General features: G+C 61.6%; 14 protein-coding genes. 7 read left to right on the forward strand and 7 right to left on the reverse strand.

Annotated elements, in window-relative coordinates; genetic code table 11:
- Positions 1–2: 2 nt before the first annotated feature.
- The 3 genes from L9B60_RS15065 to exaC all read right to left on the reverse strand — a co-directional run bounded on the left by L9B60_RS15065 (position 3) and on the right by exaC (position 3,015).
- Entirely contained in the window at positions 3–656 is a 654-nt protein-coding gene (locus L9B60_RS15065; RefSeq protein WP_249679568.1) for a DedA family protein, read from the reverse strand.
- A 227-nt stretch (positions 657–883) separates the two neighbouring features.
- Positions 884–1,342 carry a GNAT family N-acetyltransferase gene (locus tag L9B60_RS15070; protein ID WP_249679569.1) on the reverse strand — a complete coding sequence of 153 codons (459 nt, stop codon included), beginning with the start codon at positions 1,340–1,342 and terminating at the stop codon, positions 884–886.
- A 152-nt stretch (positions 1,343–1,494) separates the two neighbouring features.
- Entirely contained in the window at positions 1,495–3,015 is a 1,521-nt protein-coding gene (exaC, locus tag L9B60_RS15075) for an acetaldehyde dehydrogenase ExaC (RefSeq protein WP_249679570.1), read from the reverse strand.
- A 283-nt stretch (positions 3,016–3,298) separates the two neighbouring features.
- On the opposite strand from exaC, the gene L9B60_RS15080 reads away from it, so the two are divergent.
- The 4 genes from L9B60_RS15080 (at position 3,299) to L9B60_RS15095 (ending at position 7,629) form a co-directional block, all read left to right on the forward strand.
- Positions 3,299–5,206 carry a sigma-54-dependent Fis family transcriptional regulator gene (locus L9B60_RS15080; RefSeq protein WP_249679571.1) on the forward strand — a complete coding sequence of 636 codons (1,908 nt, stop codon included), beginning with the start codon at positions 3,299–3,301 and terminating at the stop codon, positions 5,204–5,206.
- Positions 5,207–5,373: 167 nt separating this feature from the next.
- On the forward strand, positions 5,374–6,723 hold the full coding sequence (gene mpl / locus L9B60_RS15085; RefSeq protein ID WP_249679572.1) for a UDP-N-acetylmuramate:L-alanyl-gamma-D-glutamyl-meso-diaminopimelate ligase: 1,350 nt from the start codon (positions 5,374–5,376) through the stop codon (positions 6,721–6,723).
- Positions 6,720–7,349 carry a flavin prenyltransferase UbiX gene (ubiX, locus tag L9B60_RS15090; RefSeq protein ID WP_249679573.1) on the forward strand — a complete coding sequence of 210 codons (630 nt, stop codon included), beginning with the start codon at positions 6,720–6,722 and terminating at the stop codon, positions 7,347–7,349. Before mpl ends, ubiX begins: the two co-directional genes overlap by 4 nt.
- Positions 7,342–7,629 (forward strand): YceK/YidQ family lipoprotein, encoded by a 288-nt coding sequence (locus L9B60_RS15095; RefSeq protein WP_249679574.1) that lies wholly within the window; start codon positions 7,342–7,344, stop codon positions 7,627–7,629. Before ubiX ends, L9B60_RS15095 begins: the two co-directional genes overlap by 8 nt.
- Before the next feature lie 8 nt (positions 7,630–7,637).
- Here L9B60_RS15095 and L9B60_RS15100 read toward each other — a convergent pair whose 3' ends face one another.
- The 3 genes from L9B60_RS15100 to L9B60_RS15110 form a co-directional block, all read right to left on the reverse strand.
- A complete protein-coding gene (locus L9B60_RS15100) occupies positions 7,638–8,279 on the reverse strand; it encodes an oxidoreductase (protein ID WP_249679575.1) in 642 nt (213 codons plus the stop codon).
- A gap of 26 nt (positions 8,280–8,305) precedes the next feature.
- Positions 8,306–10,027, reverse strand: coding sequence for a C13 family peptidase (locus L9B60_RS15105; RefSeq protein WP_249679576.1), 1,722 nt, complete (start codon positions 10,025–10,027; stop codon positions 8,306–8,308).
- An 89-nt stretch (positions 10,028–10,116) separates the two neighbouring features.
- Positions 10,117–10,572 (reverse strand): MaoC family dehydratase, encoded by a 456-nt coding sequence (locus tag L9B60_RS15110; RefSeq protein WP_249679577.1) that lies wholly within the window; start codon positions 10,570–10,572, stop codon positions 10,117–10,119.
- Positions 10,573–10,744: 172 nt separating this feature from the next.
- Here L9B60_RS15110 and L9B60_RS15115 point away from each other — a divergent pair, with 172 nt between their 5' ends.
- From L9B60_RS15115 to L9B60_RS15125, 3 genes are read left to right on the forward strand one after another with little or no spacing between them, the layout of a single operon-like run.
- Positions 10,745–11,113, forward strand: coding sequence for a CidA/LrgA family protein (locus L9B60_RS15115; protein WP_249679578.1), 369 nt, complete (start codon positions 10,745–10,747; stop codon positions 11,111–11,113).
- A complete protein-coding gene (locus L9B60_RS15120; protein WP_249679579.1) occupies positions 11,103–11,819 on the forward strand; it encodes an LrgB family protein in 717 nt (238 codons plus the stop codon). The genes L9B60_RS15115 and L9B60_RS15120 overlap by 11 nt, the downstream gene beginning before the upstream one ends.
- An 11-nt stretch (positions 11,820–11,830) precedes the next feature.
- On the forward strand, positions 11,831–12,421 hold the full coding sequence (locus L9B60_RS15125) for an LON peptidase substrate-binding domain-containing protein (protein ID WP_249679580.1): 591 nt from the start codon (positions 11,831–11,833) through the stop codon (positions 12,419–12,421).
- 83 nt (positions 12,422–12,504) lie between these two features.
- Here L9B60_RS15125 and L9B60_RS15130 read toward each other — a convergent pair whose 3' ends face one another.
- Positions 12,505–13,821 (reverse strand): bifunctional DedA family/phosphatase PAP2 family protein, encoded by a 1,317-nt coding sequence (locus L9B60_RS15130; protein WP_249679581.1) that lies wholly within the window; start codon positions 13,819–13,821, stop codon positions 12,505–12,507.
- Position 13,822: the final 1 nt, after the last annotated feature.

Consider the following 13,822-nt stretch of genomic DNA (forward strand, 5'->3'; position numbering starts at 1 on the left):
GCTTAGTTCGATTGCGCCTTCGTCGAGTTGCCCATGCGGCTGCGAACGATGCCGATGATCATTGGGATAAGCGACAACAGGATGATGGCGACAATCAGCAGGGTCAGGTTTTTCTTGATGATCGGCACGTTGCCGAAGAAATAACCCAAGGCGACCAGGCCGCCCACCCAGGCCACCGTGCCGATCACGCTGAACATCAGGAAGCGCGGGTAGTACATCTTGCCGATACCGGCGACGAACGGCGCGAAGGTGCGCAGGATCGGCAGGAAGCGCGCCAAGGTGACGGTTTTGCCGCCATGGCGTTCGTAGAAGTCGTGGGTTTGGCGCAGGTAATCCTGGCGGAAGATCTTCGAGTTGGGGTTGCTGAAGAGCTTTTTGCCGATGGTGCGGCCGACGATGTAGTTGGTGCTGTCGCCCAGGATAGCCGCGGCCATCAGCAGCCCGCCCAGCAGGAAGGGGTCCATGCCGCCGCCTGCGGCCACGGCGCCGGCGATGAACAGCAGCGAGTCGCCTGGCAGGAACGGCATCACCACCAGGCCGGTTTCGCAGAAGATCACCAAAAACAGGATCGCGTAGATCCACTGGCCGTAATTATTGACCAGCAGGTCCAGGTAAACGTCGAGATGGAGAATGAGGTCAAGCGGGTTGAAATCCATGTACGACACCTGTGCGCGAAGCCCGAACCTACGGACTTGATTAAAACGAAGGAGGCGGAAAGCCGAGCAGGGTAAAAAATCTTACAGCTTTGAGGGTGGCATTATACGACTGGCTGGTAATTATGCCCGTGGAGATTGTAGCGAGTGATGTCCGGGTGAAGCATGACGATTGATCACGGACAAACCCGAGCGGGTTCATCCGCGACGCAGGCTGCGCGGGGAGGGCGTCAGTCCGAGGAAATCGGCAAGGTGTAGTTGATGAACTCGTTATCCACGTGAAAACCAATGGACTCGTAGGTTTTCTGCGCCACTTCGTTGTTGGCGCTGGTAGAAACACGCATGCGCACGGCCTGGGTCTCCTTGGCCATCTTCTTCGCGGTTTTCAGCAGGTGGTCGGCGACCAGTTGGCGGCGGGCGTCTTCGGCGACATAAATGTCGTTGAGGATCCACACACGCTTGAGCGATAGCGACGAGTAGCTGGGGTACAGCTGGCAGAAACCGAGCAGTTTGCCGTCATCGTCGTCTGGCATGGCCAGGTAGATCACCGATTCCTTGCGGCGCAGGCGTTTTTCGAGAAACGCGCGGGACGAATCGGGGTAGGGCAGTTCGCCGTAGAATTCGCGATATTTGACGAATAGGGGGGCGATCAGGTCCAGATGTTCGAGGGTTGCTTGAATGATGCGCATAAAAGGCCTCACGTTCTATCGGGATTAGCGGCGAACTCAAGGCATGCCGTTGGCTGGATGCTGCCTAAAAGCATTAGAAAGCGCAATCAAACCGACGCTGAAATGAATCAGCGCGCACAGGCAGGGCCTGTGCGCGCTGACCGATGCCGGGCTTAGAAGAAGCCGAGCGGGTTGATGTCGTAGCTCACAAGCAGGTTTTTGGTCTGTTGGTAGTGGTCCAGCATCATCTTGTGGGTTTCACGGCCGACACCAGACTTTTTGTAACCGCCGAATGCTGCGTGGGCCGGGTACAGGTGGTAGCAGTTGGTCCAGACGCGGCCGGCCTTGATCCCGCGGCCCATGCGGTAGGCACGGTTGATGTCGCGCGTCCACACGCCGGCGCCCAGGCCGAACTCGGTGTCGTTGGCAATGGCCAGGGCTTCGGCTTCGTCTTTGAACGTGGTGACGCTCACCACCGGGCCGAAGATTTCTTCCTGGAACACGCGCATCTTGTTGTTGCCCTTGAGCAGGGTCGGCTGGATGTAATAACCGGTCGACAGGCTGCCTTCGAGCTTCTGCACCTGGCCGCCGGTGAGCAGTTCGGCACCTTCGTTCTTGGCGATTTCCAGGTAAGAAAGGATCTTGTCGAACTGCTGCTCGGAGGCTTGGGCGCCGACCATGGTGTCGGTGTCCAGCGGGTCGCCGCGCTTGATCTGCTCGATTTTTTTCATCACCTCTTTCATGAACGCCGGGTAGATGGACTCCTGGACCAATGCGCGTGATGGGCAGGTGCACACCTCGCCTTGGTTGAAGAATGCCAGCACCAGGCCTTCGGCGGCCTTCTCGATGAAGCTTTGCTCGGCCTGCATGATGTCTTCGAAGAAAATGTTCGGCGACTTGCCGCCCAGCTCCACGGTGGACGGGATGATGTTTTCAGCGGCGCATTTCATGATGTGCGAGCCCACCGGGGTGCTGCCGGTGAAGGCGATCTTGGCGATGCGTTTGCTGGTAGCCAGTGCTTCGCCGGCTTCTTTGCCGAAGCCCTGCACCACGTTGAGCACGCCAGGTGGCAGCAGGTCGCCGATCAGTTCCATCAGCACGGTGATGCCCAGCGGGGTTTGCTCGGCAGGCTTGAGCACCACGCAGTTGCCGGCGGCCAGGGCCGGGGCGAGTTTCCAGGCAGCCATCAGGATGGGGAAGTTCCACGGGATGATCTGCCCGACCACGCCCAGCGGCTCGTGGATGTGATAGGCCACGGTATTGCCGTCGATCTCGGCGGCGCTGCCTTCCTGGGCGCGCAGGCAGCCGGCGAAGTAGCGGAAGTGGTCGGCGGCCAGTGGGATGTCGGCGTTCAGGGTTTCGCGCACGGCCTTGCCGTTGTCCCAGGTTTCGGTAATGGCCAGCAGTTCGAGATTTTGCTCGATGCGGTCGGCGATTTTCAGCAGGGTCAGGGAGCGCGCCTGCACCGAGGTGCTGCCCCAGGCGTCGGCGGCGGCGTGTGCCGCATCCAAGGCTTTATCAATGTCTTCGGCAGTGGAACGCGGGAATTCGGCAATGGGCTGGCCATTGACCGGGGAAGTATTGGTGAAGTACTGACCTTTGACAGGCGCGACGAATTCGCCGCCGATGTAATTCCCGTAGCGGCTTTTGAATGTAACCAGGGCGCCTTCAGTACCGGGATGGGCGTAACGCATGGTGAGTATCTCCTGACTATTGTGTTTTTTTGGGAGGACGCGTTTACAGCGTTTGATAAGCGTAGAGCAAAGGTTGGGCCAGTGCGTCCAAACCCCGCAGGAATGGGCCCTGCAACCATCGGCAAAACAATCTGCAGGGTCCGATGGGGCGCATGTGGTACAGGCGGGGGGTGACACTTTGTACCGTTAATGGCGCAGTCGATTGCACGGGCGGTGGCCAAGGTTGCAATGCCCGGGCAGCAAGAGGATGCTGATCAAAGCCCCTAAGGGAGAATAATAAGAAATGCATGACGAACATCTGAGCCGCCACGCCCGCCAGGTGCTGACGGTGACTCAAGGCCAGCGCCATTCGCAGGGCCCCGGTAGCGATCCGTCGATCGCCCGTTCCTGGTTGCGTTGCCTGAAGGATTACCACCTCGACCCCTCGCTCGCCATAGCCCCCACGGTGCTGGAACACGGCCGCGTGCTGGAAAGCCGCGAGCGTTTGCAGCAGGTGTTGCAGATTGCCGACGGTGAAATGAACAGCCTGCACCAGCAGCTTTCCGGTGCCGGGCATGCAGTGCTGCTGACCGATGCCCGGGGGGTGATCCTCAATTGCGTGACCGCTTCTGCCGAGCGCCGGGTATTCGAGCGCGCCGGGCTCTGGCTGGGCGCCGATTGGAGCGAGGCGCGCGAGGGCACTAACGGCATCGGCACCTGCCTGGTCGAGCGCCAGGCGCTGACCATTCACCAGGATGAGCATTTTCGCGGTCGGCACACCGGCCTGACGTGTTCGGCCAGCCCGGTATTCGACCCCCACGGCGAGTTGCTGGCGGTGCTGGATGTGTCGTCGGCTCGTCACGAAGTTTCGCGGCAAAGCCAGTTCCACACCATGGCGTTGGTCAACCTGTCGGCGAAGATGATCGAGAGCTGCTATTTCCTCCGTCATTTCGAAAACCAGTGGCTGTTGCGCTTTCACCTGCAGGCCGAATCGGTAGGGCTGTTCAGCGAAGGCCTGCTGGCGTTTGACGGAGAGGGGCGTATAAGCGCGGTCAACCAAAGCGCCTTGAACCTGCTTGGGCACTTGCGGGTGAGCCTGCTTGGGCAGCCGGTGGAAGCGTTCTTTGATTGCTCGCTGGACCAATTGCTGGGGCGTGCCAGTGCTTCGGCCACCGCCAGTTGGCCGTTACGCAGCGCTGATGGGCGCATTTTGTTTGCCAGTTTGCGTGGCCAGGCACAACGGTCGGTGCCAGTGCAGGCGCCGGCACTTGCGCAAAGGCCTGTGGCAGTAGCCCCTGTGGATATCTGCCTTGGGGATGAAGCGCTGCAATTGAGCTTTCGCCGCGCATTGAAGGTGTTCGAGCGCGATGTACCGCTGCTGGTGAACGGTGAGACCGGGTCGGGCAAGGAAGCATTCGCCAAGGCCGTGCACCAGGCCAGCCGGCGAGGGGGTAAGGCTTTCGTCGCGCTCAACTGTGCGTCTATTCCGGAAAGCCTGATCGAAAGTGAGCTATTCGGTTACCGCGGCGGCAGTTTTACCGGCGCCCGCAAAGAAGGCATGCGCGGCAAGTTGCAGCAGGCTGACGGCGGCACGTTGTTGCTGGATGAAATCGGTGACATGCCGCTGGCCCTGCAAACTCGGTTGCTAAGGGTATTGGAAGACCGCATGGTCGTGCCCATCGGCGGCGAGCCGCAGGCGGTGGATGTGCGCATCATCAGCGCTACTCACCGCAACCTGCTGGAGCGAGTGAAGGACGGCAGTTTCCGCGAAGACTTGTACTACCGCCTCAACGGTCTGGAAGTGGCTTTGCCGGCCTTGCGTGAGCGTGCTGACAAGCCGCAGTTGCTGGCGTTCCTGCTCAAACAGGAGGCGGGCAATGAAGCCATGATAATCGCCCCGGAAGCCCGCGAGGCCTTGCTGGCCTATGCCTGGCCCGGCAACGTGAGGCAGCTGCGTACGGTGTTACGCACTTTGGTGGCATTGAGCGAAGGCGGAGTGATCAGCCTGGATGACCTGCCGGCCTATGTACTGCAAGCAGAACCCGAGGTGCCGATGGTAGAAATGCCGTTGGCCGAAGCGGAGCGCGCAACGTTACTCAGCGCGCTGGAGCAGCAGCGCTGGCACATGACCCACGTGGCCGAGCAGTTGGGGATAAGCCGCAATACGTTGTATAGAAAATTACGTAAGCACAACCTCTCCAAAACGGCGTGAATCAGGCCCGTAGGAGCGGATTTACCCGCAAGAGTGCGCTGCGGTCTACCTGTTACAACGCGGCGTACTCTCGCGGATAAATCCGCTCCTACCGGGTGCGTTGTAATGAATACGTGAGATTTTTCCTACCCTACGCTAACCTGCCTCGATGTTTTACGAGGTCAATCATGCATATTCACATTCTCGGTATCTGCGGCACTTTCATGGGTTCGCTGGCGGTGCTCGCCAAGGAGTTGGGCCACCACGTGACCGGCTCCGACGCCAATGTCTACCCGCCGATGAGCACGCAATTGCAGGCTCAAGGCATTGAACTGCACCAAGGCTACGACGCGGCCCAGCTGGAGCCTGCGCCTGACCTGGTGGTGATCGGCAATGCGCTGTCGCGAGGCAACCCAGCTGTTGAATATGTGCTGAACAAGGGCCTGCCGTACGTGTCCGGCCCGCAGTGGTTGGCCGATCATGTGTTGCAAGGCCGCTGGGTACTGGCCGTGGCCGGCACCCATGGCAAGACTACCACCAGCAGCATGCTCGCCTGGGTGTTGGAACATGCCGGCATGAGCCCGGGTTTCCTGATCGGTGGCGTGCCGCAGAACTTTGCCGTGTCGGCCCGCCTGGGGGGTACGCCGTTCTTCGTGGTTGAGGCCGACGAGTACGACAGCGCCTTCTTCGACAAGCGCTCCAAGTTCGTCCACTACCGCCCGCGCACGGCGATTTTGAACAACCTGGAATTCGACCATGCAGACATTTTCCCCGATCTGCCGGCCATCGAGCGGCAGTTCCACCATCTGGTGCGCACCATCCCAAGCGAAGGCCTGGTCATTCACCCCACCACCGAGCCTGCACTCAAGCGCGTGATCGACATGGGCTGCTGGACCCCGGTGCAAACCACCGGTGCAGGTGGCCAATGGCAGGCCAGGCTGCTCAGCGAAGACGGCTCGCGCTTCGAAGTGCTGTTCCAGGGTGAGGTGCAAGGCACCGTCGATTGGCCTTTGACCGGCCAGCACAACGTCGCCAATGCCTTGGCCACCTTGGCTGCGGCACGCCATGTGGGTGTGGTGCCGGCCATGGCGATCGAAGGTTTGAGCGCATTCAAGAACGTCAAACGGCGCATGGAAGTGGTCGCCAACGTTCAGGGCGTGACCATTTACGATGACTTTGCCCACCACCCCACGGCCATCGCCACCACCTTGGATGGTTTGCGTAAGCGTATTGGCGATGCCCCGCTGATCGCGGTGATCGAGCCACGCTCCAATTCCATGAAGCTGGGCGCGCACCGCGACGGGCTGCCAGACAGCGTGCGTGATGCCGACCAGGTGATCTGGTATGCGCCAGCGAATCTGGGCTGGGACCTGGCCGCTACCGCCGCGCTGTGTAGCGTGCCGTCGGTGGTGTCGGATTCGCTGGAAGGCATCATCGAACGGGTCAAAAGCCAGGCCAAGCCCGGTACTCACGTGGTTATCATGAGCAATGGCGGTTTCGGCGGCCTGCACGGCAAACTGGCCGAGGCGCTGCGGTGAGCGGCCCGGAGCGCGTCACGTTGGCCATGACCGGCGCTTCAGGGGCGCAGTATGGCCTGCGCCTGCTCGACTGCCTGGTGCGCGAGGATCGTGAGGTGCATTTCCTTATTTCCAAAGCGGCGCAGCTGGTGATGTCGACCGAAACGGACGTGCTGCTGCCGCCCAAGCCCCAGATGATGCAGGCATTCCTCACCGAATACACCGGTGCTTCCGCCGGGCAGATTCGGGTATATGGCAAGGAAGACTGGATGTCGCCCGTGGCGTCCGGCTCCGGTGCGCCGAGCGCGATGGTAGTGGTGCCGTGTTCCACCGGCACTCTGTCGGCGATCGCTACCGGCGCTTGCAACAACCTGATCGAGCGGGCGGCGGACGTGACCCTCAAGGAGCGCCGGCAGCTGATCCTGGTACCCCGCGAGGCGCCGTACTCCACCATCCATCTGGAAAACATGCTCAGGCTGTCGCAGATGGGCGCGGTGATCCTTCCTGCTTCGCCGGGTTTCTACCATCAGCCGCAAACCATCGACGACTTGGTCGATTTCGTCGTGGCCCGCGTGCTTAACCTGTTGAACATCCCTCAGGACATGTTGCCGCGATGGGGCGAGCACCACTTCGGCGCCGATGAATAAGGCCTGGGCGGGCGCCGTGCTGGCGCTGCAGCTGGGTGGCTGCGCGACCATCAGCACGCTGGACGCGAACAAGCCCGGCGCACCGATCGTGTATTCCGGTGCGCGGCTCGATTGGTATGCGATAGAGGGGGGCTGCTGCCCGAAGGACAAGTTCGGCACTGAGCCGCCGGCTTATCCTTACGTGGACCTGCCAGCAAGCACCTTGCTCGATACGCTGTTGCTACCGTTGTCGCTGCTGACTGTGCTTGGCGTCAGCTACAACGCCCAGGGTGGGCTTTGACGCGGCGATCACTTGCCCAGCCGGCGCAGCTCGTCTGATTCCACCACGCGGATACCCTCCTGCTCTTCCAGCGCCAGGCGCCACAGCGCCCTGGCCAGTTGGCACGCTTCGATGCCACGGTACTTGCCGGGAATCAGTTTGGCGATGGGGGCCGCCAGTTGCTCGGCCAGGCGCGGCTCGGTGCGGTTACCCAGCAGCAGGGAAGGCCGCACGATGGTCAGTTGCGGCCAATCCTGCGCCCTGAGATCGCGTTCGGTTTCGCCTTTTATGCGGTTGTAGAAGATCTTCGACTTGTCGTCGGCATCGATGGCGCTGATGACCAGCAAGTGTCGCGCACCCAGCTCGCGCGCGCGTTTGGCGTAAGCCACCACCAGGTCGTGGTCTACCTGACGGAACGCTTCCTGTGAGCCGGCCTGCTTGATGGTGCTGCCCAGGCAGCAGTAAGCAATGTCGACCCGGCCGCCGAGCTCGGGCAACAGCTCTTCGATCTGCCCTACGGGGTTCACCAGGTGTGGGTGCTCGGCCAAGGGGCGACGAGTAGGGGCCAGGACACGACTGACGGTCGGCTCATTGAGCAGCCGATCAAGCAGGTGTTCACCGGTCAGGCCGGTAGCTCCGGCGAGCAGTATGTGCTGGGGCGTCAGATACATGATGTCTCTCCCTCGTTACACTTAGCTTAGTGCGTCTGGGCACTTTTTGCCGTGCTCAACGCTGCACTTTGCAATGCGTTCCTTGCCTGTTGCTGGCGCAAGCGCTGCCAATGCGCCAGTACGCCTTTCGGAGCCCAGATTTGTGGCTCCGAAGCCTCGAAATTCTCGGCCTTCTCCCTTTCGGCAACGTGCTTGCGAGCAAGTTCGAAGGCTTGCTGCAGGTCGTCCGTGTCGTTCAGTGCTTGCGCGAACAGGGCATCGCCAAAGTAGGTGAAGTCGGCTTCTTCGGAACACCCGAATGACACTCTATCGGCTCGGGAGGCGGTCATGATTAAGGTTTTGTCATCCTTGAGCGCCGGGATGAACCCCCCGGAATAACAAGCCGATATCACAATGATCTTGTCGCGGTTTTTCAGCGGGGCCAGTATCGCCGCCAGTTCGTCGGCAGGCAGGTCGGCCAGTTGCAGGCGCGGCAGGTCCAGCACCAGTTCGTGGTCATGGGTGCCGTGGCTGGTCAGGTAGATGAACACCAGGTCGTCCGGGCCACTGCGCTCGGCCAGGGTTTGCACGGCGCGGCTCAGGGTTTCCCGGCTGGCCATGGGCCGGTCGTCCAGGTGGTCGCGATGGTTGATCAGGCTGATCCGGCCGAACGCACCGAAGCGGCTGCCGAGCATCTTGCTGACGTAATCGGCCTCGCGCATGAACACGCTTTGCTTGCCGTCACCGGCCAGGGTCAGGCTGTACAGCTTGATGCCGGGGGTCGTCGCGGGTATGGCGGCCAGCGCCTGATCGAGCAGGCGGCCCTGGTTCAGCAGGCCCAGTTCCAGGGTGTCTGGCAGCAGTTTGCCCTGGCCATCACGTACCCGCTGGCCATTGGCCCACTGGCCGCTCTCAACGCTGCCATCCTTGTGGGTCAGGGTGCCGCGGCCCTGGTAGGCGTCGTTGGCGAAGCCGCCTTGGTAGGTACTGCCGTCCGCCAGCGCCAGAAAGCCCGGGCCGGCAAAATGCCAGTCCTGGAATTGCCCTTTGTAATGGCTGCCATCGCTACCGAACATTTCCCCGTCGCCGGTCAGCGAGCCTTCCTTGAACTGGCCGATCCACACGTCGCCGTCGGCGCTTTCGTAGCGCCCGCGGCCATCGAGCTGGTTGTTGTGGAAGCTGCCGATGTATTGGTCACCCTCTGCGCCGCTAAAGGTGCCATGGCCTTCCAACTGACCATTGGTGAAGTTGCCGCTGAACTGATTGCCGTCGGCATCACTGCGCACGCCTTCGCCGTTGGGCTTGCCATTGCTGAAAAAGCCTTGGTATTCGCTGCCGTCCACCAACTCCAGATGGCCTGCGCCGGAGTACTGGTCGGCCTTGAAGCCGCCGCGGTAGGTTTGCCCGGCGTCCTTGAGCGCGCCTTCGCCGTCGCGGCGGCCCAGTTTGAACTCACCCGTGTAGGTACCGCCGTTGGCGCTCAAGGTGCCCTGGCCGTGGAACAGCCCCTGGGAGAATTGGCCGCGATAGACCTCGCCGTTACTGCCGTGCCATTCGCCTTCGCCATGCCACTGGCCATTCAGAAAGACCCCGGCATACCAACTGCCGTTGGGGTAGTCGATGCGGCCTTGGCCCTGCAGCAGCCCATTGACCACCTCGCCCCGGTAGCGGCCGCCATCGGGCAGGCGAGCGTCCGGTGGCGAAAGCGATTCACCATCACCGCAGGCAGCGAGCAGCAGGGTCAGGGCGAGAGGAACGAGTGGGCGCATGGCGGGATCCGGGCAAGTAAGGGCCCGAGTATGCCGTAGAACGTCCCGTGTGAAACAGTCATAGCGACTGTTTCACACTTGCGCAGTGCCTACACGAAGCAGAGCGACAGGGGTTCTGCGATAAACGCAGGCTTTTCCTGGCCTTCGATTTCCAGTGTGGCAGTGGCCTTGAGCAGCCATTGGCCGGGTTTTTTCTCGGTCACTTCGGTCATCTCGACCTTCAGTCGGACTTTTGAGTTCACCTTGACCGGCTGGATGAAACGCACGCTGTCCAGGCCGTAGTTGACCACCATTTTCAAGCCTTCAGGCAGCACCAAAATGCTTTCCATCAGCTTGGGGATCAGCGACAGGGACAGAAAACCGTGGGCGATGGTGCTGCCGAAGGGGGTTTGCGCGGCTTTGACCGGGTCGATATGGATGAACTGGAAGTCGCCGGTGGCTTCGGCGAACAGGTTGATGCGCTCTTGGTCAATCAGCAACCATTCGGAACGTCCGAGTTCCTTTCCAACATACTGCTTGAGCTCTGCAACAGGTACATAGGGCATTGGACTCTCCTTGTTGGCGTCTTTTTCACGACTTGCTCTGTGGGCAGTTCGAACCCGTAGATCATCACGCCGCCCGCGTACGGTCAAGCCTGTATGGCTTTGGCGAATGGCGGTTTATAGGGCAGGCAGGCGCGTGCTTATAATGGCGCCGCGTGCCAGGGGGAGAAAGGTCATGTTGTTACGCGGTTTGACGTGGTTGGTGCTGTTCCAGCTGATGGGCACGGCGCTCAATCATTTGTTTTTCACGATATTGCCGGGGCCGATCATCGGCCTGTTGTTGCTGCTGATTTTTCTGATCATTCGCGGCGAAGTGGGTGCGCCTCTGAACGAGGCGGCCAGCAGCTTGCTGCGTTACTTGCCGCTGTTGCTGGTGCCGCCCGCGGTGGGCGTGATGGTGTATGCCGCCGATATCGCTGCGGATTTCTGGGCCATCGTTGGCACCCTGGTGCTGTCGCTGCTGATTTCCATGGCCTTTGCCGGGGTGTTGATGCAGAAACTCATCGACCGGCGCTCGCGGCGAGGTGCTCGGCATGACGCTTGATTGGCACGGCGCTGTCGAATCGGTCATCCATCACCCACTGTTCGGTATTGGCATCACCCTGGGCGCCTACCAGGTGGTGTTGGCAGCCTACGAGAAAACCCGCTGGATCTTCCTGCAGCCGGTGCTGGTGTCCATGGTGTTGGTGGTGGCAGTGTTGCTGGGCTGCGGGCTGACCTACGTCGAATACCGCAAAAGCACGGAAATCCTCAGCATCCTGCTGGGCCCGGCCACGGTGGCCCTGGCAGTGCCGTTGTACCTGAACCTGCGGCGTATTCGACAGCTATTCTGGCCCACCCTGACTACGCTGGTAGTGGGCGGGGTGCTCGCCACTGGCCTCGGCGTGCTGCTGGCCTGGAGCTTTGGCGCCGAGCACATGATTTTGATGACCATGGCGCCCAAGTCGGTAACCTCGCCCATTGCCATGCTGGTGGCCGAGCAGATTGGCGGGGTGGCGGCGTTGGCGGCGGTGTTCGTGTTGATCACCGGCGTGATCGGGGCAATCTTTGGCCCGGCACTGTTGAGCCGTTTGCGGGTCAATAACCCTGCTGCACGCGGAATGGCCCTTGGCATGACCGCACACGCGGTGGGCACCTCGGTCGCCCTGCAGGAAAGTGAAGAGTGCGGTGCGTTTGCCGCGCTGGCGATGAGCTTGATGGGTGTGGCCACGGCGGTGTTCTTGCCGTTGGCGGTCAGCCTGTTCGTTTAAGGAATGTGCAGATGATGGTGCCGTTGTTTCCCCTCAATACCGTGCTGTTCCCCGGTTGCACCCTCGACCTGCAGATTTTCGAGGCACGCTACCTGGACATGATCGGCCGCTGCATGAAACAGGGTGGCGGCTTTGGCGTGGTGTGCATCCTCGAAGGCCAGGAAGTCGGGGCTGTGCCCAACGACCATGCAATGGTTGGCTGCGAGGCGCGGATCACCGACTTCCAGCAGCAGCAAAACGGGCTGCTGGGGATTCGCGTGCAGGGTGGGCGACGCTTTCGGGTGACGCATACCGAGACCCGGCGCGACCAATTGTTGATGGGCGAGGTTGAGTGGCTGGACGAGCCCGCCGACGCGCCGTTGGAGGATGAGGACGACGACCTGCTGGCGCTGCTCAAGGCACTGGCCGAGCACCCGATGGTGGCGGCGCTGAACATGACCAGCGGGGCCGAGGGGCGCCAGTCGTTGAGCAATCAACTGGCGTATCTGCTGCCATTCCCTGAGCTGGACAAGCTCGACCTGCTGGAGATCGGCGATCCACAGCTGCGCCTGGAGAAGATCCAGCTGTTATTGGATGACCTCCAAGGCGAGCTTTTTGCCTGAGGGCCATTCGCTGATGAATCCGCGCCTACAGGGGCGCCGCGCGTCTGTAGCGGCGGATTTATTCGCGAACACTGCACCGCTATCTAGTATTGGTACCGCAGCATCGCATGCGGGATCGATTTGAACGCAAAGTACCCCAATGTCGCCAGGCACACCGGCAAGATGATCGCCCATACCCGTGGCGCCATGGTCGGCAGCGGCTGTTTGTATTGCATTACGCTCAGGCAGGCCGCGCACATGAAGCAGGCCAGCAGCGCCCCGGCCATAATGTCCGTTGGCCAATGGGCGCCCAGGTACACCCGCGACATGGCGATGAACAGCGCCGGAATACCGCCCAGCAGCAACCAGGTCAGGCGCATGCGGGTGGGCTGGCCGCGACCGGCCAGGACCGCCAGGGTCATGAAAAAGGCAAACGAGGCCGAACTGTGCCCGCTGGGCATGCTGTAGCTGTGCAGCGGGGTCAGCAGCACCTCGGGGCGGGTGCGGGCGAAAAACCATTTGCTGGCGCCATTGCCCAAGGCCGTCAGCAATAACGTCGAAACGGCAAAGAGCGCCGGCCGCCACTGGCGCAAGATGAGCAGCAGGGCACAGACGATCCCGGCCAGCGTCAGTTGGGCGCGGAAGTCGCCCATGCGCGTCAGCATCACCGCAAAGCGGTCTGCCGCCGGGCCACGGTGTTCCTGCACCAGCGCCATTACGCCCTGGTCGAGGTGGTTGAGGTAGGGGTAGCCGATAAACAGCGCCGCCATCAACAACAGGCACAGCGCCGCGATCAATTGGGTAGCGCGTGGCAAGCGGCGCAGGCTGGCGTGGACACTCAAGCCAATCAGAATTGCAAAGGCGGCAGCGACGATGCCGGCTTGCGGCCAGAAACCATCAGGCAGCGGCAGGCGCATGGCCGCACCCGTGGCCCAGCCCGGCATGATGTACACCACCGACCAGCCGGCGCCGGCCAACAGGCTGACGCCGATAAAGCGCAGTACCGGCATGTCGAACATGCCTGCCACCATCGGCAGCATCGGTCGCAGCGGGCCGATGAAGCGACCCACCAGCAGGCTGGCAATCCCGTAGCGCTGGAAATAGCCTTCGGCGCGGTTGATCCATTCCGGGTGATTGCGCAGCACGGGCAGGCGCCGAATGTTCTGATGGAAGCGTCGGCCTACCGTGTAGGACAGTACGTCGCCAATCAGCCCGCCCAGAAAGCCGAGCAGCAACGCCTGGCTCAATGACAGCGCGCCGCCCCCTGCCAACACCGCGATGCCGAAAAGCAATACGGTGCCCGGTACAATCAGCCCGACAATCGCCAGGCATTCCGTGGCGGCCACCAGCACGATCGCCAAACCCAGCCATTGCGGGTGCAGCGTCAGCCAGCCGGTGATGCTATCGAGCCATGGGCCCATG

Source organism: Pseudomonas abieticivorans (assembly GCF_023509015.1).
In the GTDB taxonomy this organism is placed as follows: domain Bacteria; phylum Pseudomonadota; class Gammaproteobacteria; order Pseudomonadales; family Pseudomonadaceae; genus Aquipseudomonas; species Aquipseudomonas abieticivorans.